The 26996-nt window shown below is 40.8% G+C and carries 21 protein-coding genes and 1 rRNA gene; 13 read left to right on the top strand and 9 right to left on the bottom strand.

The features are described 5' to 3' along the window. Window positions 1-53: 53 nt before the first annotated feature. Window positions 54-776 carry a hypothetical protein gene (locus tag GO009_RS12375; RefSeq protein ID WP_163626559.1) on the top strand — a complete coding sequence of 241 codons (723 nt, stop codon included), beginning with the start codon at window positions 54-56 and terminating at the stop codon, window positions 774-776. Between the two features lie 426 nt (window positions 777-1202). Here GO009_RS12375 and GO009_RS12370 read toward each other — a convergent pair whose 3' ends face one another. The 4 genes from GO009_RS12370 to GO009_RS12355 all read right to left on the bottom strand — a co-directional run bounded on the left by GO009_RS12370 (window position 1203) and on the right by GO009_RS12355 (window position 8275). Beyond that, the gene (locus GO009_RS12370) at window positions 1203-2633 is read right to left on the bottom strand and encodes a DASS family sodium-coupled anion symporter (protein WP_163626558.1); all 1431 of its coding nucleotides are present in this window, start codon (window positions 2631-2633) and stop codon (window positions 1203-1205) included. Window positions 2634-2725: 92 nt separating this feature from the next. Further along, window positions 2726-5815 (bottom strand): TonB-dependent receptor, encoded by a 3090-nt coding sequence (locus GO009_RS12365; RefSeq protein ID WP_163626557.1) that lies wholly within the window; start codon window positions 5813-5815, stop codon window positions 2726-2728. A 160-nt stretch (window positions 5816-5975) separates the two neighbouring features. Further along, complete coding sequence (lysS, locus tag GO009_RS12360; protein ID WP_163626556.1) at window positions 5976-7667, bottom strand: lysine--tRNA ligase; 1692 nt, start codon at window positions 7665-7667, stop codon at window positions 5976-5978. A gap of 65 nt (window positions 7668-7732) precedes the next feature. Then, window positions 7733-8275 (bottom strand): thioredoxin family protein, encoded by a 543-nt coding sequence (locus GO009_RS12355; protein ID WP_163626555.1) that lies wholly within the window; start codon window positions 8273-8275, stop codon window positions 7733-7735. 213 nt (window positions 8276-8488) lie between these two features. Here GO009_RS12355 and GO009_RS12350 point away from each other — a divergent pair, with 213 nt between their 5' ends. Further along, a complete protein-coding gene (locus GO009_RS12350) occupies window positions 8489-8788 on the top strand; it encodes a type II toxin-antitoxin system RelE/ParE family toxin (RefSeq protein ID WP_163626554.1) in 300 nt (99 codons plus the stop codon). Window positions 8789-8791: 3 nt separating this feature from the next. Continuing rightward, window positions 8792-9070 (top strand): addiction module antidote protein, encoded by a 279-nt coding sequence (locus GO009_RS12345; RefSeq protein ID WP_163626553.1) that lies wholly within the window; start codon window positions 8792-8794, stop codon window positions 9068-9070. Between the two features lie 31 nt (window positions 9071-9101). Here GO009_RS12345 and GO009_RS17655 read toward each other — a convergent pair whose 3' ends face one another. Then, the gene (locus GO009_RS17655) at window positions 9102-10142 is read right to left on the bottom strand and encodes a response regulator transcription factor (RefSeq protein ID WP_239057457.1); all 1041 of its coding nucleotides are present in this window, start codon (window positions 10140-10142) and stop codon (window positions 9102-9104) included. A 92-nt stretch (window positions 10143-10234) separates the two neighbouring features. Here GO009_RS17655 and GO009_RS12335 point away from each other — a divergent pair, with 92 nt between their 5' ends. The 6 genes from GO009_RS12335 to GO009_RS12310 all read left to right on the top strand — a co-directional run bounded on the left by GO009_RS12335 (window position 10235) and on the right by GO009_RS12310 (window position 14196). Next, entirely contained in the window at window positions 10235-10390 is a 156-nt protein-coding gene (locus GO009_RS12335) for a YqaE/Pmp3 family membrane protein (RefSeq protein ID WP_014032109.1), read from the top strand. A gap of 7 nt (window positions 10391-10397) precedes the next feature. Then, a complete protein-coding gene (locus GO009_RS12330; RefSeq protein ID WP_163626552.1) occupies window positions 10398-11135 on the top strand; it encodes a hypothetical protein in 738 nt (245 codons plus the stop codon). A gap of 32 nt (window positions 11136-11167) precedes the next feature. Further along, window positions 11168-11884: a lipoyl(octanoyl) transferase LipB gene (gene lipB, locus GO009_RS12325; protein ID WP_163626551.1), complete on the top strand. Its 717-nt coding sequence runs from the start codon at window positions 11168-11170 to the stop codon at window positions 11882-11884. 132 nt (window positions 11885-12016) lie between these two features. After that, entirely contained in the window at window positions 12017-12586 is a 570-nt protein-coding gene (locus GO009_RS12320) for a Crp/Fnr family transcriptional regulator (protein ID WP_163626550.1), read from the top strand. Window positions 12587-12655: 69 nt separating this feature from the next. After that, on the top strand, window positions 12656-13312 hold the full coding sequence (locus tag GO009_RS12315; protein WP_163626549.1) for a hypothetical protein: 657 nt from the start codon (window positions 12656-12658) through the stop codon (window positions 13310-13312). A 212-nt stretch (window positions 13313-13524) separates the two neighbouring features. Beyond that, the gene (locus GO009_RS12310; protein WP_163626548.1) at window positions 13525-14196 is read left to right on the top strand and encodes a hypothetical protein; all 672 of its coding nucleotides are present in this window, start codon (window positions 13525-13527) and stop codon (window positions 14194-14196) included. A gap of 69 nt (window positions 14197-14265) precedes the next feature. On the opposite strand, the gene GO009_RS12305 is transcribed toward GO009_RS12310, so the two are convergent. The 4 genes from GO009_RS12305 to GO009_RS12290 all read right to left on the bottom strand — a co-directional run bounded on the left by GO009_RS12305 (window position 14266) and on the right by GO009_RS12290 (window position 19487). Then, window positions 14266-14958, bottom strand: a complete 693-nt coding sequence (locus GO009_RS12305) for a hypothetical protein (RefSeq protein WP_163626547.1) — start codon at window positions 14956-14958, stop codon at window positions 14266-14268. Window positions 14959-14964: 6 nt separating this feature from the next. Then, entirely contained in the window at window positions 14965-16281 is a 1317-nt protein-coding gene (locus tag GO009_RS12300) for an OmpA family protein (protein WP_163626546.1), read from the bottom strand. 123 nt (window positions 16282-16404) lie between these two features. Continuing rightward, window positions 16405-18861, bottom strand: coding sequence for a ribonuclease HII (locus GO009_RS12295; protein ID WP_163626545.1), 2457 nt, complete (start codon window positions 18859-18861; stop codon window positions 16405-16407). 29 nt (window positions 18862-18890) lie between these two features. Beyond that, complete coding sequence (locus GO009_RS12290) at window positions 18891-19487, bottom strand: ribonuclease HII (RefSeq protein WP_163626544.1); 597 nt, start codon at window positions 19485-19487, stop codon at window positions 18891-18893. Window positions 19488-19718: 231 nt separating this feature from the next. Between GO009_RS12290 and GO009_RS12285 the strand changes: the two genes are divergently transcribed. The 4 genes from GO009_RS12285 to GO009_RS12270 all read left to right on the top strand — a co-directional run. Further along, window positions 19719-22970 carry a SusC/RagA family TonB-linked outer membrane protein gene (locus GO009_RS12285; protein WP_163626543.1) on the top strand — a complete coding sequence of 1084 codons (3252 nt, stop codon included), beginning with the start codon at window positions 19719-19721 and terminating at the stop codon, window positions 22968-22970. An 11-nt stretch (window positions 22971-22981) separates the two neighbouring features. Further along, window positions 22982-24463, top strand: a complete 1482-nt coding sequence (locus GO009_RS12280) for a RagB/SusD family nutrient uptake outer membrane protein (protein WP_163626542.1) — start codon at window positions 22982-22984, stop codon at window positions 24461-24463. A gap of 121 nt (window positions 24464-24584) precedes the next feature. Then, on the top strand, window positions 24585-26618 hold the full coding sequence (locus GO009_RS12275; protein ID WP_239057456.1) for a putative porin: 2034 nt from the start codon (window positions 24585-24587) through the stop codon (window positions 26616-26618). A 293-nt stretch (window positions 26619-26911) separates the two neighbouring features. Next, window positions 26912-26996: ribosomal RNA gene (locus tag GO009_RS12270) — 16S ribosomal RNA — on the top strand; the annotation flags it as partial.

Here is a 26996-nt window from a genome sequence, read left to right as displayed (position 1 = left end):
GCAACTAGGATAGTCTTATAGGCATAACATCAATCATAAAATTCAATCAAAAAATGAACAAGTTATTATTAATTTATGGTAGTGTATTATTAAGTAGTACCGCCATAGCCAACGATCAGCAAAATACCAAGGTTGTCGAGGTGCAATCCGAGACTTCAGGTAGTTTAGAAACCGGTTTAACCGCATTGAACATTAGTGCTGAGTTAAACGATTCAACTTCAGAGATGGCAGATTATGCATCGTATGAATTGAATTTAAATGAAATAGTGTATTTGGAGGAAGAACCAGAGGTACATCTAGGTTTTGATACCGCAGATTATCTTCCAGAAGGCTTCGACCCTCACAAAAACTATTTTGATTTGAATTCCATCATATACTTCGAGAACAAAGTTGAACCCGCGCTAGGTTTTGATACCCAGAAGTACTTGCCGGAAAATTTTGATCCCTACACGGATGTGGTGGATGTACATTCCATCAATTACATGGAGGAAGAGGACATGGATTTAGGTTTTGATACCAAAGATTACTTGCCCGAAGGTTTTTCTCCTTATGAAGTATATGTGGATTTAAAGTCAATTCCTTATGTAGAGGAGGAAACTGAACTTGTATTGGGAGTAAACAGCAAGTATCTATTGCCAGAAGGCTTTGATCCTTACACCGATGTAATTGCAGTCACTTCCGTTAACTACATGGAAGATGAAGAAATAGACTTGGGTTTTGATACTTCTAAGTATCTCCCAGAAGATTTTGACCCATACTCAGGGTCAATGCAGTAAAATGTTCATCATTTTACAACTTATTTGAGTTAGCTAAAAAAACCCCTCGATCGAGGGGTTTTTTGTTAATGAAAACTTATAAATATCTGGTTAACAAAAAAATAACATCATCTGTATAGATGGAGGTATTTTTAGTAAAACGATTTTTAGAATGCAGATTATTCAGCTTTTCATAGGTTTTACTAAAATTATTGCATCCATTTTGGACAAACGCACTATAAGGAATCATTTATGGGGTTTGACTGTTGCGTTAACAAAAAACTAATTACAATAAAATTCACAAAAAAGGGTTGTAACTTTGTACCTAACAAAGAGTTACGCTTCACTTGCTCAAAAGCGAGTAGCGTTGATTAAGTTAGTTTCTTACATTTTTTTGAGTTAGTTAGTTTGTGAAAATGCCCTTCCGCCCGGAGGGGCATTTTTAGTTTAGAACAATAGCGGAATCACAAACTGGAACACCAAAATAAGCAACACTACCGCAATCAGGTTGAGCATTACACCAACACGTGCCATTTGTGGAATTTTTACATAGCCGCTCGCAAAAACAATGGCATTGGGCGGTGTGGCCATGGGAAGCATAAAAGCACAGCTACTGGCAATGGTCACAGGGATCAATAAGTGCAACATCGGAATGTCCAAGCCAATGGCTATGCCCGCTACCACAGGGGCAAGAACGGCCACCAAGGCTACGTTGCTCATCAACTCGGTCATAAACAACATTAGGAAAATCAAAAGGGCAGCCGTGAACAAAATACTTATTTCGCTTTGGGCAATGCTGTTGGCGACGATATCCACGATACCACTTGTGGACATTCCTTGTGCAAGGGCTAGTCCTCCACCAAAAAGAATCAATATGCCCCAAGCCAATTTGGAAGTATCCTTCCATACAATGATAAAATCACCTTTTTTGATGTTGTAGGGTATGGCGAAAAGCGCAATGGCTGCAAAAATACTGATCATGGTATCGGTAAGTCCCAAGCTTGGAAAAATATTGTTGATTAGCGTTCTAAAAATCCAAAGGAAAACCGTTACTGCAAAAATGGCTAAAACCATTTTTTCCTTACCAGAGGTCGGACCCAGTTTTTCCAGTTCAGTATGAATCACTTCTTTGGAAGCATTGAATTTTAGGTCACGGTTGGGGAACATCCATTTTACCAGTACCAAATAACAAATCCCAACCATGATGATGGAAAATGGCAAACCTATCGTCATCCACTTTAAAAAAGAGATTTCGATATTGTATTCATTTTCCAAAAGCCCTATCAATACAGAGTTTGGCGGCGTACCGATCACTGTGGCGATTCCTCCCGCATTTGCGGAAAACGCGATTCCCAGCATGACACTCAGGGCAAAATTTTGATCATTTTTGGTAAATCCATCTTTATCGTTGATCAATAAATTAATAACGGAAATAGCTATGGGCAACATTACCACAGTACTGGCCGTATTGCTAATCCACATGCTCAAGGTGGCGGTGGCGATCATAAAGCCTAAAATCACCTTGTTGGGGGTTGTGCCAGTCAATCTGATAATATTTAGGGCTATTCGCTTATGAAGATTCACCTTTTCCAGTGCCAACGCCATTACAAATCCTCCAAAAAAGAGGAAAACAATAGGGCTGCCATAATTGGCTCCTACCTCTGCAATGGGTAACACCTTTAAAATAGGTAACAAAAGTAAGGGTAGGAGTGCGGTAACAGAAATAGAGACCGCTTCGGTAATCCACCAAATCAGCATCCAGGCCGCTACAGAAATTACAGGATCGCCTTTTTCCGATATAAGTTCAAAGGGCAGAAAATTCAAAATGAAGAAGGCAATCGGTCCTAGGACCAGCCCAATTTTTTTGCTTAGTTCCATTGGGGTTCTAAGCTAGGATTTTTTGTTAAAAGATAAAAATAAAGAAGCCCCGTGATGGGGCTTCAGTATCAAACATCTATAAAATGACAGCTTTATTTTATCTTGAAGGTCAACCTTCCAAAAACGTAACGGCCGTTGGTTCCAAATTGAACGGACCTTCTGGAGTAGATAAACCGCCCGTCCGATCTAAAAGCAGGGTCGTTCTTGTCTGGGTACACATCTAGCAGGTTGTTTGCTCCCAAAGTGAATCTTGTGCTATTTGAAATATTATAACCAATGGAAAGGTCGGTAATTACTTTGGCACCAAAGGTATAGTCAATGGTAGGGTCATTTTCGTTAGTAGCTTCCCTTACTTCGCCAAAGTAACCGTTTCTTAGAAAGAAATTCCAGTTATCGCCCACTTTTAGGTTATGGGAAAGGTTTCCTTTGGTGGTAGGCACGGCAGACTCCAAATAAATTCTACTGGTAGGGTCAAAATAGGTATCGCTCAAGCCTGCGTCGGCAATAGCTTTGGGAACTTTAACCTTTTCCACACTTGTTTCAGAAAATGTGAAAGCCAAGGTGTTCGTCAATGAAACATTATCGGAGATATTTGCCTTATGATCCACCACAAAATCCAAGCCCAAGGTCTGTGTATCTACTGAATTGGCAAAGAAAGCTGCTTGGGTGGCGTTGGCTTGTTGGAACAGGTTGGCCAATTCTGGATTTCCGTTATCATCAAACTGTCCGGTAAGAATCACACGGTCATCAATGTTGATGAGATATCCATCCAAAGTGAATTTTAGATTGGCACTGGGGACTCTGGCGGTAAAACCCGCGGTGGCTCCAATGGAAGTTTCTTCTTTGAGAGGCTTAATGCCCAACAAACGGGCAACCCTTGAGGTGTTGGGGAAAATACCGACCTCGTTTGGTATTCCATCCACAAACAGGGTAGAGGTGGAGCTATAATGGATTTGGTGCAGGGAAGGGGCCCTAAAACCGGTTTGCCCACCACCCCTAAAGTTAAAATTCTCAGAAATTTTGATTCTAGTGGCCAACTTGTAATTGAGCGTTCCGCCAAAATCGGAGAAGTTCTCATAACGAATTGCCCCGCTCAACAAAATTGATTCGGTAAAATCTGCTTCCACATCAAAATATCCGGCAATGGTATTTCTAAAGGCATCTACCTCGTTGTCTGGTTTAAAACCGGGGAATACTTGAATGCCACCGGGTCTGGAACTACCAAAAAAGTCCGTGGGAACAACAGAGTTGGGGTCGGTTGGGTCGTGAGGATTGCCCAATGTATTGTATTGCGTATAAGAGATTTCCTCGCCAGCGACAATACCATAGTTTTCCACGCGATACTCGGCACCAAAGGCAATGTTCAAGCCCGCCATGGTGTCTTCATAAAAACGGTTCATATCAAAATTGGTGGTGTTCTCGCTATAATTGAAACCACCAGAATTTGCTTCAAATGGAGTGGAGTTGCCCATGGAAGCATTGTTGGAGTTGGTAATTCGATACATAAATTCATTCCTTCCATACGAATTGCTGAAATCAACATTCCAATCCCCAAGCATCCCTTTGATTCCAAAGGCGGCCGATTGGTCCATAATGTTGGAATTAATTTCGGGCAAAAAGCCATTGGGATAGGCTGGGGAATAGGTTCTGGATTGATTCGGTAAACGATAAAAACCAGCGGCCTTACCATTTTTAAAGCTCAACCCGCCAAAACCGTAGAGTTCCAGATTTTCATCCAAAGGAATGGAAAGGTTGGCAAAAAACTGAGCGCCCCTCACTTTGGATTGTCCTACCTGCATATTGAAGTCGCTGCGAACCATATTTCTAGCTGCTAGTTCAGCATCGGTATTATTAAAGCCTAGAGGTGAGTTTACCTGAAACTGGTCAAGTAAGTCACCAAATTGGCCACTACTGATGTTGTTTGGCAAACTATTATAGAATTCCTCTATTTGTGCTGCTTGATTTGCATTGGTATAGGACAAAGCGTTAAATGAATTTAGCATGTCCTGAAAAGTGAAAACTCCATTTTGATAATCATTGTAATCAAAGCTATCTCCGTAAACCCTTTGTGAACCTGCTAAACCGTTTAAATCATGTAGTTCTGGATCTGAGGCACCATTGACCAATGCCAATTGATTGTTTGAGAATCCGGCTGTTTGAGCGTATTGTCTAACTAATGCATCATTCATTAACAATGTAGATGTATCAACACCAGATGCTGCTGCAACCCTTTCAACCGAATTATAACCATTAAAAATGGAACCTTCCCATTCTTGCATGCGGTTGGTTGAACCCCTGTGGTTAAAATTCCCGGTAAAATTGATGAATCCACCGTTTTTTCCAATGGGTAGGCCATAATTCAATCCGAGGCTTACCTTTTCTCCATCCACATTTTTGTCCGGGCCGTGTTCGCTGGTATAATTGGCTCCGGTATTAACATCTACTTGCAATTCGTTCACGTTCTTTTTTAGAACAATGTTTATGACCCCTGCGATGGCATCGGAGCCATATTGGGCGGCCGCACCATCTCGCAATATTTCTATTCTTGCAATGGAGTTGGATGGAATAGTGGTCATATCCGTACCTACACTTCCACGACCAAAGGTCCCGTTTACGTTTACAAGCCCTGTTTTGTGCCTTCTTTTACCGTTGATGAGCACCAAAACCTGATCGGGCCCAAGTCCACGCAGGGAGGCTGGAGCAATGTGATCGGTTCCATCGGAAATGGATTGTGGATTGGAACTGAATGATGGCGCCGCATAGTTCAGAATTTCAGTAACGGTGACCTGCGGAGTGGATTGCGTTAATTCGGTGACATCCAATACATCTACGGGAACAGGAGTGTCCGTTGCCGTTCTGTTGGCATTACGGGAACCAACCACTACAACGTTTTCCAGTTCGAGCCCTGCTTGTAGTGTAATGTCCAAGGTGCTTCCGGTTACGGTTGCTTCTTGGGTGTTGAAACCGATGTAGGAGAACACTAAAATGTCGCCCTGATTTGCCTCGATAGTGTAGTTGCCATCAAAATCGGTGATGGCTCCCGTTGTGGTGCCCTTTACTTGAACCGAAGCTCCCGGCAAAGGTACATTTTGGTCGTCGTAAACGGTTCCGGTTACCTCTTGTGCCCTGCCAATAAACGATACCAACAGCACAAAAAGGAATGTTAGTTTCATTCTTTTCATATAAGTAGATTTTAGTAAGATTATTGGGGGTAGCTGCTGGAAATTTTCCTCAGAAAAGAGGAAAACGGTGGAAAGATAGGATTTTTTTTAAAAATGAAAACCCCTGAACTTGATTTAAGGTTCAGGGATTTGTGTATGATTGGGATAGAACTTTATGGGATTAACCCGTATATTTTACCAGTAGGGCGTCTTCCGTTTTTTCTACTTTGATAAGTCCATGTTTGCTTAGGCCTTTAGTGCTCTTGTCCCATTTTTTACCGCTCAGACCAGCTTTTGCTTTAAGGTCGGCCAATGGCATTTCGCCTTGTGGCTTAAGAATTTCAATGATTGTTTTTTCCTCTTCGGTAAGCTCCACTTGCTTTTTCTCGGGTCGCATTTGCGGGAAGAACAATACTTCTTGGATGGAGGAATTGTTTGTCATCAACATCACCAAACGGTCAATACCGATTCCGATGCCCGAAGTAGGAGGCATACCATATTCCAAAGCACGCAAGAAATCTTGGTCTATGAACATGGCTTCATCATCTCCTTTTTCGGAAAGTTTGAGCTGCTCTTCAAAACGCTCGCGCTGATCAATGGGGTCGTTAAGCTCTGAGTAGGCATTGGCCAATTCCTTGCCGTTTACCATCAATTCAAAACGCTCCGTAAGCCTTGGATTGGTACGGTGCTCTTTGGTCAACGGGCTCATTTCCTTCGGATAATCTATAATAAAGGTAGGCTGAATGTAATGGTGCTCACATTTTTCACCAAAAATCTCATCGATCAATTTACCGATACCCATGGTCTCATCCACCTCAATATCCAATTTCTTGGCTACTTCACGGAGTTCGTCCTCTTCCATTCCAGCTACATCGTAACCAGTATGGATTTTAATGGCCTCCAAAATAGGGACTCTTGGGTAGGGAGCTTTAAATTCGATTTCGTGATCGCCCACTTTTACTTTGGAGCTGCCGGTAGCATCAATAGCTACTTTCTCCAACAGTTTTTCGGTGGTGTCCATCATCCAGTTGTAGTCCTTGTAGGCCACATAGAGTTCCATTACGGTAAACTCTGGATTGTGGGTGCGGTCCATCCCCTCGTTACGGAAATCCTTTGAGAATTCATAAACACCATCGAACCCGCCCACGATCAATCGCTTCAAATAAAGCTCGTTGGCAATTCGCAGGTACAAGGGTACATTCAATGCATTGTGATGCGTTAAAAACGGACGAGCGGCAGCTCCCCCTGGAATGGGTTGAAGAATCGGGGTCTCTACTTCCAAGTATCCCTTTTGGTTGTAGAACTCCCGTATGCTGTTGGTAATTTTTGTTCTTTTGATGAAGGTGTCCTTCACATGAGGGTTCACTACCAAATCTACATACCGCTGACGGTAACGAAGTTCTGGGTCGTTAAAGGCATCGTACACTTTTCCTTCGTCATCTACCTTTGGTAGTGGCAATGGTTTTAAACTTTTGCTCAGAAGCGAAAAATTCTTTACCATCACGGTTTTTTCTCCCACTTGCGTAGTGAAAAGCTCTCCTTCTATACCGATGATATCGCCAATGTCCAACAATTTTTTGTAGACATCGTTGTACAAGCTTTTATCTTCGCTCGGGCAGATTTCATCACGGTTAAAATAGACTTGGATACGGCCCTCGCCATCTTGTAGTTCGGCAAAAGAGGCCTTTCCTTGAATTCTTCGTGACATCAATCTACCGGAAACCACTACTTTTTTTCCTTCTTCAAAATCATTCTTGATGCTCTTAGAAGTGGCATCAACAGGATACAATGCTGCGGGATATGGGTTGATGCCCATTTCCCTGAGTTTGGTCAATTTTTCCCTTCGAACGATCTCTTGTTCCGATAGTTGCATAGTCTGTAAAAAATTTAAAGCGCAAAATTACACTTTTGCGCTTTAAATCCTTGCCTTGTCCAAACTTAATATGCATAATTGGGCACATAGTCCTTTTTAAATACAATTTGAGCAATGTCTTCCTCCAAAGTTTCCTGGGGACTTTCCACGATTCGGTTGACTTCTTTTCCATCTTTAAAAAATATGATGGTGGGCACTTTTATAATGTTCAACCCCTTTTCTTCGCCCGTGGGACTGGTTTTATAATGTCCTTTTCGGTAATCCAAAGCGATGATTTCCAATTGCTCCATTGGAAAATCGGTGGCTTCCAATATTTTTATGAATCTGGGGCTTTCCCGTTTACTGTCGCCGCACCAAGTGCCCAAAAATAGTTTGATGTCGTATTCCGCTAATTTTTCCTTAAAAAGTGCGACCATGGTTTCGTCTGGGTGGTAGCTTTCATACCTGTTTTGGAACCAGTTGTTGTAGGGTTGGGACTGCAATCCGTCGAGGTTGATTTGCCCTACCAAAAACTTCAATCCATTTTCGGTGGTGATTTCCCTGTTGAATTCTTGTGCCGAAACACAAGCAATGCAAAGCATAAGTAGTGTGATAAAAACTTTTTTCATGATTTTATGTGATTTATGGTTAGGTGGCCAAATTCAATAAAATCAATTGTTGAGCGAAGTTTTAGGTGTTGGAAATAAGGACTAGACCGGGGGTTGAAATTTATTTTTTGAAGTGGGCAATCCATTTTTATGGACAAGTAAAATTAATATGAGCATTCATTTAAGATTCAAGAATTAAATCTATATTTGTATCCAATTGGATACAATTTTTATATGTTCTTTATTGAAAAAACTGTAGAATTCGATAGGTGGCTAAGAAAATTGAAAGATGTAAGAGCGAAGGCTAGAATCCTATTCAGAATTCAAAAAATTGAAAATGATGGGCATTTTGGGGATTGTAAAAGCGTAGGTAATGGAATTAGCGAGATTAGAATACATTTTGCCAAAGGATATAGGGTTTATTTTAAAGAAAAGAATGGCAGAGTAGTTGTTTTACTGGCAGGCGGTGACAAAAGCTCTCAAACAAGGGACATAAAGAAAGCAAAAGAAATCTGGAACAAGTTAAAAGGATAGAAAATGGGAACCTCAAAATTTGACATAGCGGATTATTTGGACAGCAAAGAAATGATTGCTGAATACCTCAATACCGTTTTAGAAGAAGGTGATAGTGGAGATGTCATAAACGCTATCGGACATATTGCGAAAGCCATTGGAATGACAAAAATATCCGAGGAAACTGGATTGAGCAGACCAAGTTTGTACAAGGCACTTTCGGATGGTGCCAAACCTCAGTTTGCTACCATAATGAAAGTTTTGAAAGCGATTGGGGGACAGGTTCAAGTCCATCCAATCTAGGTTGGTAGTTAAAAAGTAAACACTACATCTATTATTTTTTGAAACGGAGCGCCATTTCTTCCCGAGAGGAAACGCCGAGTTTCTTGTACAAGTTATTGATGTGTGTTTTAATGGTGCTCACGCTCACAAAAAGTTCCGAAGCAATCTCTTTATTGGTCTTGTTTTCCAACATCAAGTTGACGATTTTTTGCTCTTGAGGGGTGAGTTTTTCAAGTAATTGATAAGAATTCTGTTTCTTTTTGCCGAGGAAGAACAACACATTGCCCAAAAGGGAAACAGCCAAAAGGGCGATGATGGTGCGGTTCCATTTGGAAGATTTTGGTCGATTGAAACTAGCCAATTCTTTATCTGTGGTTATCTCGGCCCTGTATTGTTGGGTAAATTCAGCTTCAGGATAGGTGCTGACCAATCTTTCGGACAAGTTTTCGTAATAATCATTGCTTGTTAGGTCTTCCAGATAAAATCGAAAAGTTTCGTTTCTTTTATCCGATAAAAAATCATAGATATAGAGTTCGGCCAAGGGTTCGTTGGTTTCCTGTCCAAAACTGTGTAGGTTTTTGAACCATTTGTCCAAATTCAATTTTTTGTTGGCCTCGCTTGGGTAGTCCGCAAAATCGTAGGCCATATGCTCTTTTAAGCCTTCAATTTCCAATAACAGGCCAGATTTTGGATTGGTGGAAGATATGGTGCAGAGCGATTGATCTTCAAAAGAAGTAGGGAACTCGAGTGTATCTTTATTGTTGGCCAAAAAAAGTACGTTTTTACTATTGTTGCATTGACCCAAAAAGTGATTGGCGCCCGTGTTGTCTGAACAGCCATCCAAATGAATGCGATAGATTCGGTTTTGTTCGTTGAGATTATTTCCTTCAAAATAAAAATGGCCCAATGAGTCCACTTCTGATTTCTGAACGATTTGGTCCAAGTACACCCGCGAAGATTTACGGTAATCCTCCACCAATGATAAGTAAATGGAATTGCCCGCATTTTCCTCAGAGACCTGCCCCGAAAAACGGTATTGCCCTAAGAGGACAGAAGAGTGTATCAGTATTGAAAAAAGTACTAAAAACCGCATTATTTATCCGATTCGGGCTAAAAATAGTGGTTTTTATGTAACAAAAACATTATTTTAACTACATATAGGTATCATCAATCAAAATCAAAAAAATGAGTTTCTGGAGAGTTTTGTTGGCCATATTGTTTCCGCCTTTGTCAGTCATCGGAAAAGGTTGTGGCTCTATCCTTATTGTATTACTTTTAACCCTTTGCGGTTGGGTTCCCGGAGTTATAGGGGCCTTGGTTATTTTAAACAACACTAACTAAAAATCTTATGAGAAAAATCCAAATCTTGTTATTGGCAATGCTGGTTGCCCTGACCTACGCATGCAATTTTACAGAAGAAATCCATTTAGAAGAAGATGGTTCGGGAAAATTGTCCATAAATTTTGATGGTTCCGAAATGATGGAAATGGCCGGTGAAGAAATGGCCAAAACGAGTGAAGAACCGATAGATTCCATTATTTCTTTTAAGGATTTTTTGGAAGAGAAGAAAGATAGCATTGCACAATTGTCGCCGGAAGAACAGGCCAAATTGAAAAAATTGGAGCCATTTAACATGCGCATGGTTATGGACCCTGAAAAAAAGGTAATGATGTTCGACCTGTTCAGTGAGTTTAAAAAAGTGAGCGAGATGAACGGTGCCTTTAGCAATTTTCAAGAAGCAAGTGCAATAGGAGGAAATTCCAATCCACAGCAGGGAAAAGTAAAGCCTAACGAACAAGCTACGGAGGTTAACTATTCATTTAAGAAAAATAAGTTTGCCCGTACCGCTAAAATCGTAGATCAGGAGTTGTTCCAGCAGCAGTTGGACAGTTTGCAAGGAGCCGAAATGTTCCTGTCGGGCTCTACCTATACCTTAAAATATCATTTCCCAAAAAAGATAAAATCCACCACTGTGGAGGAGGCGACCTTTAGCCAAGATGGCAAAACTTTGATTTATGAGGTGAACTTCTTGGATTTGATGAAGGACCCATCCGTACTGGATTTGGAAGTGGAACTGGAGAAATAGTTTTCCATTCCTCTGCTTCGTATCTTTGTGGTATGAACAAGAAAGTTGCCCTGCAAGATTTAGGATTCGAGGATTACAAGGAAACTTGGGATTACCAAGAAACGCTGTTCAAGGACATTGTGGACACCAAGGTGCGTAACCGACGGGAGGATGCAGGCCTTGAAACCCCAAACCATTTTTTGTTTGTGGAACACCCGCATGTGTACACTTTGGGTAAAAGTGGCGACATCAATAATTTGTTGGTTGATGAAAAAGCACTCGCAGCAAAAGGAGCAACTTTTTATAAGATAAACCGGGGAGGCGATATTACTTATCACGGCCCAGGACAAGTAGTGGGCTACCCCATTTTGGATTTGGACAATTTCTTCACGGACATTCACAAATACCTTCGTTTTTTGGAGGAAATGGTGATTCTCACCTTGGCCGAATATGGCCTAAAAGGGCAGCGCTCCGAAGGAGAAACCGGTGTTTGGCTGGATGTGGGCACTCCCTTTGCCCGAAAAATATGTGCCATGGGCGTGCGCGCGAGCCGTTGGGTGACCATGCACGGTTTTGCCCTAAACGTAAATACCGACCTTGGTTATTTTGATATGATGATTCCCTGTGGCATCAAGGACAAAGCAGTTACTTCGCTAAATGTGGAACTTGGTCAAAAAGAAGTGGATATGGAGGAAGTAAAAGAAAAACTTCTGAAACATTTTACCACGCTTTTTGAGGCGGAGTTGATCAAGGAAAAGGCTGGGGTTTAGGTTAGTTTCCATCTGCCAAATTACACACACGACTATCGATTATCAGTAAATTACACTGAAATCACTTATTGGCGGATATAATAATACTTAAAGGTGAGCTCTAATTTTCACAAATGCTTTATCTTTAAAAAGATGCACTCTATTTTATTTAATTATATTAAGGAAAAAGCAAGTATTGACAAAGAGGAATTTAATCATTTTTCACAGTGCTTTAAAGTTAAAAATTTAAAGAAATATGAGACCCTTTTAAGGGCAGGAGAAGTATGTAGAAGAGTTTATTTTATAAATCATGGTTGTTTGAGATTTTTTCATCTTAATGAAGAAGGCAAAGAATTAACAAGATACTTCGCCTTTGAAGGGAAATTTGGAACCGATCTTACTAGCTTAATCACCAATGAACCATCCAAAGAGAATATACAGTCAATTGAAAAATCTGAAATTCTATACATTGATAAAGAAGATTTTTATGAGTTGGTTAAAACAGAGCCATCAATAAATCTGATTTATCGGGACATATTGGAGATGGCCTATGTAACATCGGTAAAAAGGATATATAATTTTCAGGGAGAGGAAACCTTAAAACGATTAAAATGGCTAATGAGTTATCAACCTAGGATCTTGTCCAGACTGTCCAATAAAATGATTGCTTCCTATTTAGGCATTACTCCATACACATTAAGCCGCTTAAAATCAAAACTTTAATCGTTGCTCTAGAGCGACTTTTCTTCCTATACAGGTTTATAGTTTTGCCTCGAACTATAACACCTAGATATGAAATCATTTAAAATCTATCTTTCTTTTTTAATTGTTTTATCCTTTGGCATTTTAAAGACTTTTGCTCAGAATACCAAACCCCCAGTTCCTGTTGAGATTATGGCGGGAAACAAAGAGGTGTACTCACAGTTTGTGTTAAAAAGATTTTTCAGTCCAACCAGTAAATTTGATTTTTTTGGTTTAGCTACATATACAGCAAATTATAAAAATGATGTGGAAGAAAACAGGGCAATAATTATTTCTCAATTCGGATATAATTTTAAGAAGGGTTTCGGAGTCATGGCAGGCTTGGACTTTAACTCATTTGCAGGTTTTTCTCCCATATTAGGCCCTAAACATAGTTTTGCAAATAAAAATTTCTTAGCAGTAACAAATTTGTCCTTTTTCCTTAATGATGGTTTTGATGCAAAATTATTCGGATTGTATGAGTATCATCCATCCATTAACAATAGCTGGAAATTTTACAGCAGATTACAATTCATTCATAATTTCAGTATTAACTATAATGAACATAATATTAGCTATATTTATATAAGGGCAGGTGTCCAAAAGAATCAGTTTATATTTGGCTTGGGTGCTAATTTAGATTGGGCAGGACCGGACAAAGTTTTCAACAGTAATTTTGGACCATTCGTAAGATGGGAGTTTGATTAGAAAAACTGTGGCTAATATCATTTCACCCAAAATCTAGGTGTTGTTAAAATTTTGATTTAGAAATCGATATGTAAAAATACTGCAAATCTTGTCTCATAAAATCCTTATATTTCCAATTCAACATATTGGCATAATCTTAGTTCGAAACAAGTAAAACAAGTTTATGTTAGGCCAGTTCCCTTGATAAAGCCTATAACTAAAACCAACACGCCATGAAACAACTTACAATAGCAATTGCCTTGATAGGAATTTTGGTCTCCTGCAAGAATACTTCTGAAAACAAAAAAGATACGGATGATTCCGCAACGGTGGAAAATAATATGGTTGATTCAGTCAAAACCAACTATGTGCCGATAGACTCCGACGAAGCTTTGATCGCTGCATCTTTAATGGCAGCTCCAGCGGAAAGCCGCGATGGATGTAAGGTCATCGGGTATAATATGGCAGGGGATTTTGTAACGCTCCGAGAAGGCGATAACGAATTCATTGTCCTGGCCGACAATCCCAAACAATCAGGATTCAATGCGGCCTGCTATCATAAAAGTTTGGAACCTTTTATGGCAAGAGGCCGAGAGCTGAGGGCCGAAGGAAAAACAGGTCCCGAAATTTTTGATATTCGCGAAGAAGAAGCAAAATCGGGTAAGCTGGATATGGGGAAACCGGGATCCACCCTTCATATTTATTATGGGGAAAGCGATCAATACAATCCGGAAACCAATGAAGTGCAAGGAGCACATTACCGTTATGTGGTGTATTTGCCATTTGCCACTGCGGAATCCACGGGGCTTCCTGAAAAGCCTGTAGGGCCAAACCACCCTTGGATCATGAACCCTGGAACGCACAGGGCCCACATTATGATTTCCCCTTTGCCGGATAAAAAATAAGAATTAATCTATACCATAAAAAACCGAGGTGCACGCCTCGGTTTTTTCTGTTTTTACAAAGTAAATCAGTTATTTGCTGTACTGGGTCAAAACCATACTGCCCATCAATTTACCGTTTTTGTTGTACGATTCTTGTTTTACCATACCAACCCCTTTGGCAAACCATGTGCGGGAAGGAAAGGTTTGGTTGGCCATCATCATTTTGGTCTTGGTTTCGCTGTAGATTACATAACAGTCAAAAGTACCGGCCGGAGTGGTCACGCTTTCTTGCTTTTCCACTTTGCGGTTGATGGTCTCCACATTGGTATTCATGTTGATTGCCCCGCCCATTTTCATTTTAAGCTCCATATTGGCATCGGGTAACTCTTGTCCCACGGAAAGATTGTTGGGCAATTCCACATCGGTGCCCGACATATCCATTTCAACATCGCCCATTTGGCTGAGCATTTGGTCGTTCATCAGAGATTTAAAATCTATTTTGACAACGTTGCCATCGCAAGCAATCTCATAATCCGAAGTATAGGTGTTCCCTTTTCTGTCCACCATTTCCATCATCATCGTGGCGCTTACATTGTCGCCACTGCTTTCCACATTGGTGACTGTGTAGTTGATTTGTCCATCCTCTTTACCCTTTTTGTTATAATTGGTGTATTGAAGGTTGGCCCCATCAACCAACGGATAGTATGTGCTGCAAGTGGATTGTGCCTGTGATATGGAGGTCGTAAATACGGCAAGTAGCAGTAATAGAAAATATCGTTTCATGTTTTATTAAAGTTTAATGAATTCAACCCTGCGGTTTTGTGCTTTGCCTTGTGCGGTACCATTATCAGCAACAGGTTCTGCTTCTCCTTTTCCTTCGGAACTCAATCGGTTTTCGGAAATCCCATAAACGGAGACCAGTGCTTTTTTAACGGCCTCGGCCCGGTCTTTGGAAAGTTTCATGTTGCTTTCGTCCGAACCATCAGAATCGGTATGTCCCACAATGTTGAGGCTCATAGCGGAATCTTGATTCAACACTTGGGAGATTTGGCGGATTATACCCATGGATTGTGGTAAGATATCCGCCGAACCGGAGTTGAAACGTATGCCGTTGGTGGAGATTTTTCCTTCGGCCATGAGTTTCCTGCGTAAATCAACACCACCTTCTGCAATTTTCAGGTTGCTGATCAATACTTGTTCCTGTCTCTTTTGTTTGTCTATACCAGTCACATAAAACTTTACATAGTTGATCAATTCTGGCTTTACAATGAATTGTGGAAGATCGGCGACCTTTATCTCGTTTAGCCAAAGGCGGTACCTATTTTTGTTTACAGCTATGGACACGTGGGCCACATCCTTGTAAATCTCTCGTAAGTCTTGTTGTAAAGTGTTCTGTATGGGAGCTGGATCTCCCTTAAAATTGTTGTCCACTCTTACCCCGATCGCTATATATTGACAAAAGTTGAGGTTGGCCAATACATTGTTTTCGTTAGTGGTAAGTCCTGAGGTTTCGGAAAAATAGATACCCAATTTGGCGCCAGAACCCGTATTTCTGCTCAAGTTGACCACTTTAAGGTCAAACTCCATAGTAAAGTCATCGGGGAGGGTGGTGCCCAAATTGGGCACGGTAATACTTCTACTGGCTACGGAATACCATTTGCCGGGTATGGAGCCAATCGTGACCACCTCCCCGGAACCGTTGGTATTCCATTTGGAGGGAAAATCGCCCATAAACTCATCGTTGAAGTCATCGAAGAATAAAGGTTTGTCACCCGGTACAAAATCAAATTTACTGTAGACTTCAATAGTTTTTGGACTGCCCGCTGCTGGACGGGTTGAGGTGCTGTTTTCGGTATTGGCACCCGTAGGGTTCCCATTTTCTGAAGGGGCTCCCGGAGCTTGTTGCCCTCCAGAACCCGGCTCCAAGATGCTGTCGAGGGCTTGGTCCGTTTTTTTAGAGGTTTCTCTTTCTACCCGTCTTTCAACTGTGCGTTCAGCTGCCTTTTCCGCTTTTTTGGCCAATTTTTTAAAGAACTGAGCCTCTCCGCTGGTGCCCAGCAATAGGGCAAAGGACAAACAGTAGAATAGTTTGTTTGAGGTTTTCATTTAAAAGTGTTTTTAGTTTGTTGATAAAGCAATACTGTCCAAACTACTCAAATAAAACCCTCGTACAGACTAAAAATGTATGTTTCGTAACAATTATTGTACAGGTTGCAATAACAAAGCGAACTAGTTTATTTTGTATACGATCAAGGAGTTTTCCTGATCTTTGGCCACCAATTCCAATCTTCTGTCATTATCCATATCGGTAAGGTCGATCAACGAGCTGCCAAATACGGGGAAATTGGGAATAGGTTCCGCTTGGCTATCGTACAAATAGATTTGATGGTTTTGGATATCGGTAACACCCACATATATTTTATCGTAGATGTAAAAGATTTTAGGTTTGGAATATACGCCCAGCTCCAGTTCTACTTTCCTTCCTTTAATACTGAGTACATTGTCGTCCATAAAAACCAAGGTATTGCTCGTGGCATAAAATCCGTGATCGGGATTTAGGTTAAAATTGGTGGCTGTCAATTTTCCGTTCGTATCAATTTGATGAAGCACACCAGTTTTGTTGGTTACCGAGAACTTGTTTTTATACAGGAACACTCCATTGTTGGAAAAGTCTATCTTTTCAGGCACTTTAATCCGATCGCTTCCCACTCGGTGCAAAATTCTGAGGGTGCTGTTGTCCTGTTTAAACACCAAGTAATCCTTGTTGCCCACCCTAAAATGTTTGGGGGCATCCAAAATATTGCTCGGGGCATCGGTAAAGGTAAATCCGCGGACTATCTTGCCCTGATTGTTGTACATATATACTTTTTTGCCTTGGGTGACCACAAAGCGATAATTTCGGCTGCCATCATAATCAAAAACGGCCAATGGGTTTAGGTTGCCGCCTTCAAAATCAATAGTAAAAGGAGGAACTTCGTCGCCATTGCGGTCCAAAATCAAAAATTGGTCGTTTGTGGTGAAGGCGAGCTGGAGTTTTCCGTTTTTGTAAATGTCAACCTGTTGTATTTCGCCTTGGATTCTGCCGTCCAATTGTTTGGTCCAAAGTACTTTTCCATCGGTGGAGATAAGATATAGGACATTATTCTGGTCCTGTACCACAATTTCCTGTTGTTTGGTCCTGTGATTTTTCACAAACTGGGGGTCTGTGGCCAAATCGGTGTTCAACTCCAAAGTAAATAGGGGGGACACTGTGTTTCTTTCCAGGTTCTTTTCAATTTTTGATACCAACAGATTGAAATGCCCAAAACCATTGTCCATTACCATTTGAGATGCAAAAACCTGCTCCTTGAAATCTTTGTCTTTGATGTCCTCGAATACCTCTGGGGAAAGTTCCTGTTCAGCAAAAAAATCAATTCCTGAAGCATTGGAAACAAAAAGCATGCTGGATTCGCTCGCCAAGGATGCCTTTGCTGTTTTAAAACCTTGGTCACCGTCAAAAGAAGAAGCGCTTTTATGATTGCTGATGATGGTCTGTAGTGCTTCTTTCTGTTCCGAAAAAATAAAGCTGTTCTCTAAGATTGTGCAAAAATTGGATTCAAAATCTTTGACCAAGGGCGTAAAACCTTCTTCAACAATATTTGGATTTTCGAGCTCTATAATTTCACTGCCCTGGTAGTCCTGAGAAGCCGTTTTTTTACTATCCAAATAATCATACAAACTTTCGGTGCCATAAGATTTTAAAAGGACGACCTTTTCGTTGTTCAAATAGATTATCCCAACTTCTTCAATGGTATTGAATAGGGAATCGGTTTTCTTCACTCTGTCCAAATAAATGTTCTGGTTGTTGGCGAACACTTGGTAATCGTCAAAAGTATAGGATAGTATGGCCTGTGCAGTTAATGGTGCATAGGAAGGTGTTTTGTTGGCCAAGGGAGATGTGCCCTTGAATAAATTGATGAAATTTTTTGTGGAATCGGGAGTCATGGCTACGCCGCTCAAGTTAACTTCGTCGGAATTTGCTGTGAAATCCAAAGAAACCCAAGAAGAAAATGGATTGTCCGTGGTTTTATCCTGCTCTTTTAGCGCTAACAAAGATGTATTCCCACTAGGGTTGATAAATATTGTGGCCGACTTATCGAGCGAACTTGCCTGATAAAGTTTTTTCAGCGTAGGGTCCACAGGTGTATTTTCGCTAACTCTGATGAGGTTTTCCATCAGCATCATGGAGGAACTCAATAAGATGTCGTTGTTTTTCCGTAGACTATAGACTTCTAGGCCATCAAGATTGTATTTGGTTACATTGATGCCTTCGTAGGTTAAGGTTTCCACGGTTTTGTTGGACACGCTGTCTACATTGAAAATACCGGAATCATTTTTGGTGGCCAAAATATAGTCGTGGTTGTCCTTGCCTACTTCGTAAAGTGCGAGCACACAGGTTTTATCGGTAGTAAGATGTCTCAATCCCTTGATCTTATCTAAAATTTCCTTTATGTTGTAAAACTCCTCAATACTTTTAAGGTTGGAGTTGTTTTTTAGCTCGCTCTTAAAATTGGTCAGGTTGTTGATCTTTAAAACGAGTGAAGGATTAGGGGGCAACTGTTCCAAAAGGGAATCTTTGGTCTTTACCTCTTTTGTACAGGATGCAATAAATATGGGAAGCAAACAAAAAAGTACCTTTGATCTCATTCTTTAAGTTTGACACAAAGTTAGGATTTTTAAATATCCAGCGTCAATTGTTCGGGCAGTTGCCTAAAGCTTCTTCTGTGGTATTTGGTAATGCCGTACTTTTTGATGGCCTCCCTGTGTTCCTTGGTCGGGTATCCCTTGTTCTTTTTCCAGTTGTACATGGGAAATTCTTCATGGATTTTGGCCATGTATTCGTCTCGATAGGTTTTTGCAAGTATAGAAGCAGCGGCGATGCTCATGTACTTTCCATCTCCTTTAATTATACATTCGTGGTCAATATTGGGGTAGGGTTTAAATCGGTTTCCATCAACAATTATAAAATCAGGCTGTGGATACAACTTCTCTATGGCACGGTGCATGGCCAAAAAAGAGGCGTTTAAAATGTTTATTTCATCGATTTCATTCTCAAAAACGTGACAAACGGAGAAAGAAACTGCTTCTTTTTCCAAAATGGGCCTTAAAAAAGCTCTTTTTGATTCCGAAAGTTGTTTGGAGTCATTTAATGTGTCATTATTGAAGTTTTTGGGCAATGTAATCGCCGCTGCGGTAACGGGACCAGCTAAACAGCCTCTTCCAGCTTCATCTGTACCAGCTTCATATAATGATTGATAACACGGTTTTAACATACCAACTGGAAATTTAACAAACCAAACCAATAAAAAAACATAATTCTCAATAAAAAGTTAAAAAAATTCTTACATGCCCAATAAACAATATGTTGCGATGTGAATAAAATGTTAAATCAATAAAAACATAGAAATGTTCTACATTGAATTAGGGGTGTAAAGTTGTTAATTTTTTTGAATATTAACTTTTTATATTGATTTTTGAGCGGACTAATTCAAAAAATGAAATAAATGAAAGCTAAGTTAGCATGGATGCTAACACCTTTCTTGGTGTTATGCATGTCTTTCTCTTTTGGACAAGAGAAAACAGTTTCAGGTAACGTGACGGACCAGAGCGGTCTGCCCCTTCCTGGTGTTTCCATAGTCGTTGTAGGAACGTCTAATGGTACACAAACAGATTTTGATGGAAATTACACCATCTCAGCTTCCGAAGGACAAGTTTTGCGTTTCAGTTACATCGGTCAAGCGACCGTGGAGCGGACTGTTGGCGCATCATCCACTATTAATGTGCAAATGCAGGACGATGCCCAAGCACTGGAAGAGGTGGTTGTTGTAGGTTATGGTACCACAACAAAACAAGCCTTTGCGGGTACGGCGTCTGTTGTTGAGGCCGAAGCCTTGGAGGTAAAATCATTTTCTAACGTTTCCCAAGCATTGGCAGGTGAGGTTGCGGGTGTTTCCGTAATCAATACATCCGGACAACCGGGTACTACTTCCACTATTCGTGTAAGAGGTTATGGTTCTGTGAATGGTAACCGAGATCCTTTGTATGTTGTTGATGGTGTTCCCTTTACAGGAAGTATCAACTCCATTAACCCTGCGGATATCAAAACTACCACAGTATTAAAAGACGCCACTGCAACCGCAATTTATGGTTCTCGTGGTGCAAACGGGGTTATTTTGATTACCACCAAATCAGGTTCTGCCAATGAATCTTACATTGAAGTGGATGTGAAGTCTGGTTTCAACATGCAGTTGATACCAAGGTATGACGTAATCACATCTCCAGAAGAGTACATAGGTTATGTTTGGGAAGGTATTCGTAATGGTGCTGCCTTGGATGGTGAAGAAGATCCTGTTGCTTTCGCAAACGATAATCTATTTTCCGTGAACTATGTGCATCCTGGATACAATATGTGGAACGTTGCGGATGGCGGTGAGTTAATCGACCCTGCAACCAGTACGGTACGGCCCGGTGTTACAAGAAGATACACACCTCAGAGATATGCCGATTTGGCTTTTGATGCAGCTATTAGAACGGAAACCAACCTTAGAATGGCTGGTGGCAACGAAAAAAGTAAATACTTTACTTCAATTGGGTACTTGAACGATAACGGTTACGCCCTTAATACTGGATACCAAAGGTATACGGCTAGATTGAACGCCGATTCCCAAGTTAAGGAATGGTTGAAAGTTGGAGTGAATGCAGGATATGCTTATTCCAAAAGCCAAAACAATGGTCAGACCGTTGGTTCTGAAAACTTGTTTGAGTTTGCCGATAAAATGGCACCAATTTTCCCTGTTTTCTTGAGAGATGACAACTACCAATTGGTGGAAGACCCAATTTTTGGAGGGTATCAGTACGATTACGGTACGGCTTCTGGTTTTAGATCAAGACCAAATGCCGACCAGTTGAACCCAATCGCTTCTGCATTGTACGACTTCGTGGGTACTAACAGACACGAAATCAACGGTAACTTCTCCTTGGATATCGATATTGCAAAGGGATTGACCTTCGAAACCCGTTTTGGTGCACAGTTTGCCACTGAACGTTATAAGTCATTCACTAACCCATTCTATGGTGGTGGTATTTCCACTGGGGGTGACTTGTACCAAAGGGATAGGAATTTCTTGACAACCAACTTCTTAAAACTGTTGCGTTACCAGACTGAATTTGGAAGCCACTCCATTGAGGCCTTGGTCGCACATGAGAACAACCAGTTCGAGAGAGAGCAAAGCGTGGCCTCAAAAAGATTGGCTGTACACCCCGATATTTACGAATTGAACAACTTTGTTGTTTCGCAAGGACCTCCTTCCGGTTTTTCCAGAGGGTATAGCATTGAGTCATACTTTGGTCAGGTAAACTATGATTACGACAAGAAATATTTCTTGACCGCCTCGGTACGTAGGGACGGTTCTTCAAGGTTTATCAACGAAAAGTGGGGTACCTTCGGTTCGGTTGGTGCTGCATGGGTGGTAAGCAATGAAGATTTTATGTCCGGAAACGGTGTTTTCGATTTCTTGAAGTTGAAAGCTTCCTATGGTATAACAGGGGACCAAGCAGTTGGTCAAGATAGGGCCACCGGTGATGAAGATTATTATGTAGCTTATGATACCTACGACATCAATAACTTGAACGATCAAATTTCCCTTTCCATAAGGGACAACGGGAACCCAGATTTGACATGGGAAACTTCCAAAATGTTTCAGACAGGTGTTGAATTTGGATTGGGAAGATATTTGGATGGTGTTGTCGATTTCTATAGTAAAAAGACGGATAACCTGATTTTTGAGAGAAGGGTTGGGCCATCACAAGGTATCGCAATTATTACGGTTAACGATGGTGAATTGTTGAACCAAGGTATCGAATTCAACCTTACTAGCCACATTTTTAATAAAGAGGACTTCAAATTGGATTTCTCTATTAATGGATCCCATATCAACAACGAGATTCTTACCATGCCTCTTGAGCCATCGACAGGTGAGCCACGGATTTTGGATACATCTGCATCTCCTTACGGATATTCCAAAGGAAGCTCTATTTATGATTTTTACATCAGGGAGTGGGCCGGAGTCAATCCAGAAAATGGTGTAGGTCAATACTACCAATACTTTAACGATGCTAATGGTAACGGGACTCTTGATGATGGTGAGGATGGTATTGCCGATATGATGGCATACATGGATGAAAATCCAGACGCCAACATTGAAAGACAAGTCACTGAAACCTATGCCGATGCAACACAGAAATATGTTGGTAAATCAGGTATTCCTGATTTGTTCGGTGCATTCAGACTTGCGGCTCAAGTGAAAAACTTCGACTTTTCCGCACAGTTTACTTATAGTGTTGGAGGATGGGCCATGGATAACCAATACTCAGAATTGATGAGTGATAACTTTGGCGCAGCGTCTACGAACTTCCACAAGGATATTTCTCAAAGATGGCAAAACCCTGGGGACATTACAGATGTACCACGTTTGGATGACGCTACAGGTCAAGATCAAAGGGTAAATACCACAAGATGGTTGACAAGTACGGATTATCTTGCCTTTAACAATGCCAAAATCGGATATACGTTACCCAAAAAAGATGTTGAAAGAATGGGGATTGACAACGTGAACATTTGGTTGGCTGGTGATAATTTGGCAATCAAAACTGCTAGAGAAGGTTTTAACCCATCTGTAAGAGAGAACGGTGCTTCGGCAAGGAGAATTTATGCTCCGTTGACTACCGTGACCTTGGGTGTAAGAGTTAAATTTTAGAAAAAAACGTTATGAAAAATAGTAATATTAAATTATCAGTTATAGCCGCACTATTATTGTTGGCAGGCTGTGGAAAGGATTTCTTGGACGAGCAACCGTCCGAGTTCTTGACACAAGAGCAAGTTGGGGAGGCGGCTGCCGTTAACCCAGCTGTAATTGAAGGAACAATTTCGGGTATCTACTCAACAATGTTCGCTACGGAAAGTGGTGGTACCACAAACCATGATGACTTTGGACATAAGGGATATGACATCTACGGAGATATGCTTTCAGGTGATATGGCACTTTCCGTAAGTACATATGGTTGGTACAGGGCCGATATTACAGAGTTCCAGGCCACACAGGATTTTACCAGAACAAGAAACTACATGCCTTGGAGGTTCTATTACCGTGTTATTCGCTCTGCGAACTTGGTGATCGATGCCTTGGGCGGTAATGATGTAATTCCTGAAATAGAAGAGAATAAGTTTTTGATGGGACAGGCCAAAGCACTTCGTGCCCATGCTTATTTCTATTTGACCCAATACTTTGCAAATTCTTACGACCCTTCAGCTGAGATTCTACCTATATACGATAGCCCAGACGACCTGAATGGGCCAAAGGTGGCTACTTCGGAGATTTATGCTCTAATGGAAAAGGATTTAAATGAGTCTATTTCCTTGTTGGACGGATTTTCCAGAAGCTCAAAGGGACAAGTGGATAAAACTGTTGCCCAGGCTATCCTCGCATATGTATTGGCATCCAAAGGAGACAGCCATGAGGAGGTTATGGATTTGACCGCCGATGTTATAAACAATGGAGGCTATACATTGATGAACTCAGAGGAAGTCTTGGGCGGTTTCAATGATTTGAACACCTCAGGATGGATTTGGGGCGTTGACCTAACGGTTGATGCTGGTCTTGGGCTCGTTTCTTGGTGGGGGCAAATGGACCTTTACACCTATAGCTATGCTTGGGCAGGTGATGCTAAGGCTATCGACTCAGACCTTTATGCCGCCATTCCAGAGGATGATGTGCGTAAACAACAGTTTGCCGAGCCAATCGGGGAATATACGGATTTAATGCCTTTAAATAAATTCTACCACCCGGACAGGGTAATAGGTGGTCAGGCCAACATTACTACAGATTATGTTTACTTAAGGGTGGCAGAAATGTATTTATTGCATGCCGAGGCTGCTGCCAAAGCAGGTGATGCTGGAGCGGCACGAACCATATTGAAGGATTTATTGGCAGAGAGATTGCCAAGTACGGCATATGTTGATGGTCTTTCTGGTCAAGCACTATTGGATGAGATTTATCTTCAAACCCGTATTGAGCTTTGGGGAGAAGGAAAAAGTTATCTTTCCCTAAAGAGAAACCAAGGAACCGTTGTTAGAGGGGACAATCACCTTTCAAATGTAGGGACTCCGATCAATTACGATGATGAAAGATTGACCTTTGAAATTCCCCAGTCGGAAATTCAAAATAATCCAAGCATTTCAACTCAAAACTAGTTTTGAGCTGTTATATAAGTTTTAGTAAAAACCCCGCCAATCGGCGGGGTTTTTTTATGCCCAAACTTTTCACATTTCTTTAGAAACAAAACTTTTACCTTTGCCCAACCAATATCACGGAATGAGATTTTTAATATTGCCCCTGCTTTTATTTTTTGGCCATGCCCTTATGGCTCAACAAGACTCGTTACCACCAACAAAACAGGCAGATTCCTTGCAGCTTCAAGATAAAGACTCACTTTTGGCCAAATCCAAGGATTCAACAAAGCGAAAATTAAAAGATACGGGAATGGGTAAGTTGGCAGCTAAAAAGGAAGATTCTATCAGTATCCGTGATTATAAGATAATTTCCTATCAAAGGGACACTGCCTATGTGGACACCACTTTAACCATAAAAAAAGAATACAAGTACAATTACCTTAGAAAAGATGATTTTGAGTTGATGCCTTTTGCGAATATGGGTCAACCTTATAACGAGCTTGGCAAGAGTTTTTCAGGAATATCCTATTATCCCCGGATAGGAGCTACAGCAAAACATCCAGGATATTTTGAAAAGGAGGACATCAACTATTATAATGTCCCTACTCCGATGACAGAGCTTATGTTCAAGACAACCATGGAGCAAGGACAGTTTTTGGATGCATTGCTTACCTTTAATGTATCCGAGCGATTTAACGCATCCATAGCCTACAATGGTTTTCGCTCATTGGGAAAATACAGGTATGAAGAAGCTCAGGATGGTAAATTTAGGGTAACCTTTAATTATCTCACACGGAATGAAAAATACGGCCTTCGCGGACATATAGCGGCGCAAGAAATGCAAAGTGAAGAAAGCGGGGGGTTATTGGATAGGACTCAGTTCGAAGATGATTTGCCCGATTTTCAGGATAGGGCAAAAATCGATTTACTGTATACCGATGCCAAAAATCGAATATTGGGAAAGCGCTATTTTCTGGATCACCAATACAAATTGGTCAACCACAAAAAAGATTCAACGGACAAAGAGCCAACTACCTTGGTTATGGGGCATGAGTTTAGTTACGAATCCAAAATATACGATTTTGAACAAACCCGACAGAATGATGCATTTGGTCAAGACCCGTTTTTGATCCCAATTGAAGATAGGGCGCGACTAAAGACCATGTTCAATAAAGGATCGGTGGAGTTTTCAAACAGAACTTTGGGCAGATTATCTGGCAATATAAGCCTGTACAACTATAATTATTTCTTCAATAGTCTTCTCATAACCGAAGAAGAAACCATTCAAAATAAATTGAAAGGAGAAGAAATTTCGGTTGGAGGGTCGTATAGTAACACTTTAGGGCCATTTTTTCTAAAAGGAAACGTCAACTACACCGTTTCTGGAGACCTTACCGGTAATAATTTTGATGCCATGGCAAGATATCGGTTAAACGACAACAATTCAATAACGGGCGCCATACATATTTCTTCACGGATGCCAGACTTCAATTATTTGCTCTATCAAAGTGATTATCGCAATTTCAATTGGCAAAACAACAACACCTTCGAAAAGGTACAAACACAGAGTATCAAGTTTGGTTTCGATTCAAAATATTTTGGTCAATTGGAAGCAGAGTATAGCGCAGTGGACAATTACACCTACTTTGCATCTACCGCAAGCGAAGAAGAAATAGGATTGGGTCAGGAAACGGCATTCGTAAGGCCATTTCAAGAATCCGGCACGGTCAACCACTTAAAAGTTAAATATGAAAAAGAAATAAAATGGAGAAAGTGGGCATTAATGAATACGGTAATGTATCAAGAGGTAGATCAAGGAAATCAAGTGCTCAATCTTCCACAGGTGGTTACACGGAATAGCCTATACTTTTCAAGTGATGTATTTAAAAAAGCGATGTTTCTGCAAACAGGGGTGACCTTTAAATACTTCACATCATATAATATGGATGCATACAATCCACTGTTGGGGGAATTTTATATTCAGAACAACGAAGAGTTGGGAGGGTATCCTTTATTGGATGTTTTTATAAACGCCAAAGTGAAGCAGACCCGGATTTATTTAAAGGCAGAACACCTTAATTCTATCTTTTCAGAGCCTAATTATTACTCCGCTCCAAATTATCCCTACCGCGATTTTGTAATCAGATTTGGGTTGGTCTGGAATTTCTTTTCATAAAATTCGTTAAGAAGAAAAAAAGGAAAAGCTGATAAACAAGCACTTATAAATGAATTGATTTTTTTTCGAAAAAAATATTGAAAAACATTTTGCGGTAAGAAAATAACGTGCGTATATTTGCACCCGCTTAGCTGATAAGGCAGGGCGCTTTCGAAAGGCCGAGAGGCTGAAAAACGAGAGAAAAAACAAAGAAGTTCATATACATATTGTAACGACAGCGTAGAATTAAGAACAAACCATTTTGATGCAGGGACTCGGTTATTTCCGGGTGTCGGACAGACATTCAAGGAAATACAATGAAGAGTTTGATCCTGGCTCAGGATGAACGCTAGCGGCAGGCCTAACACATGCAAGTCGAGGGGCAGCGGGGAAAAGCTT

Source organism: Allomuricauda sp. TY007 (assembly GCF_010468565.1).
Taxonomy (GTDB): Bacteria; Bacteroidota; Bacteroidia; order Flavobacteriales; family Flavobacteriaceae; genus Flagellimonas.
Note: the sequence above shows the minus strand (reverse complement) of the source record. Positions and strands in the feature narration are given on the sequence as shown.

Coding starts and splice junctions, on each gene's coding strand:
- GO009_RS12290 (WP_163626544.1), bottom strand. CDS start 19,487: ATGTTAAAACCGTGTTATCAATCATTATATGAAGCTGGTACAGATGAA.
- lysS (WP_163626556.1), bottom strand. CDS start 7,667: ATGCAACTATCGGAACAAGAGATCGTTCGAAGGGAAAAATTGACCAAA.
- GO009_RS12295 (WP_163626545.1), bottom strand. CDS start 18,861: ATGAGATCAAAGGTACTTTTTTGTTTGCTTCCCATATTTATTGCATCC.
- GO009_RS17655 (WP_239057457.1), bottom strand. CDS start 10,142: ATGCGGTTTTTAGTACTTTTTTCAATACTGATACACTCTTCTGTCCTC.
- GO009_RS12315 (WP_163626549.1), top strand. CDS start 12,656: ATGAAATCATTTAAAATCTATCTTTCTTTTTTAATTGTTTTATCCTTT.
- GO009_RS12275 (WP_239057456.1), top strand. CDS start 24,585: ATGAGATTTTTAATATTGCCCCTGCTTTTATTTTTTGGCCATGCCCTT.
- GO009_RS12310 (WP_163626548.1), top strand. CDS start 13,525: ATGAAACAACTTACAATAGCAATTGCCTTGATAGGAATTTTGGTCTCC.
- GO009_RS12305 (WP_163626547.1), bottom strand. CDS start 14,958: ATGAAACGATATTTTCTATTACTGCTACTTGCCGTATTTACGACCTCC.
- lipB (WP_163626551.1), top strand. CDS start 11,168: ATGAACAAGAAAGTTGCCCTGCAAGATTTAGGATTCGAGGATTACAAG.
- GO009_RS12375 (WP_163626559.1), top strand. CDS start 54: ATGAACAAGTTATTATTAATTTATGGTAGTGTATTATTAAGTAGTACC.
- GO009_RS12320 (WP_163626550.1), top strand. CDS start 12,017: ATGCACTCTATTTTATTTAATTATATTAAGGAAAAAGCAAGTATTGAC.
- GO009_RS12370 (WP_163626558.1), bottom strand. CDS start 2,633: ATGGAACTAAGCAAAAAAATTGGGCTGGTCCTAGGACCGATTGCCTTC.
- GO009_RS12365 (WP_163626557.1), bottom strand. CDS start 5,815: ATGAAAAGAATGAAACTAACATTCCTTTTTGTGCTGTTGGTATCGTTT.
- GO009_RS12280 (WP_163626542.1), top strand. CDS start 22,982: ATGAAAAATAGTAATATTAAATTATCAGTTATAGCCGCACTATTATTG.
- GO009_RS12355 (WP_163626555.1), bottom strand. CDS start 8,275: ATGAAAAAAGTTTTTATCACACTACTTATGCTTTGCATTGCTTGTGTT.
- GO009_RS12330 (WP_163626552.1), top strand. CDS start 10,398: ATGAGAAAAATCCAAATCTTGTTATTGGCAATGCTGGTTGCCCTGACC.
- GO009_RS12335 (WP_014032109.1), top strand. CDS start 10,235: ATGAGTTTCTGGAGAGTTTTGTTGGCCATATTGTTTCCGCCTTTGTCA.
- GO009_RS12285 (WP_163626543.1), top strand. CDS start 19,719: ATGAAAGCTAAGTTAGCATGGATGCTAACACCTTTCTTGGTGTTATGC.
- GO009_RS12350 (WP_163626554.1), top strand. CDS start 8,489: ATGTTCTTTATTGAAAAAACTGTAGAATTCGATAGGTGGCTAAGAAAA.
- GO009_RS12345 (WP_163626553.1), top strand. CDS start 8,792: ATGGGAACCTCAAAATTTGACATAGCGGATTATTTGGACAGCAAAGAA.
- GO009_RS12300 (WP_163626546.1), bottom strand. CDS start 16,281: ATGAAAACCTCAAACAAACTATTCTACTGTTTGTCCTTTGCCCTATTG.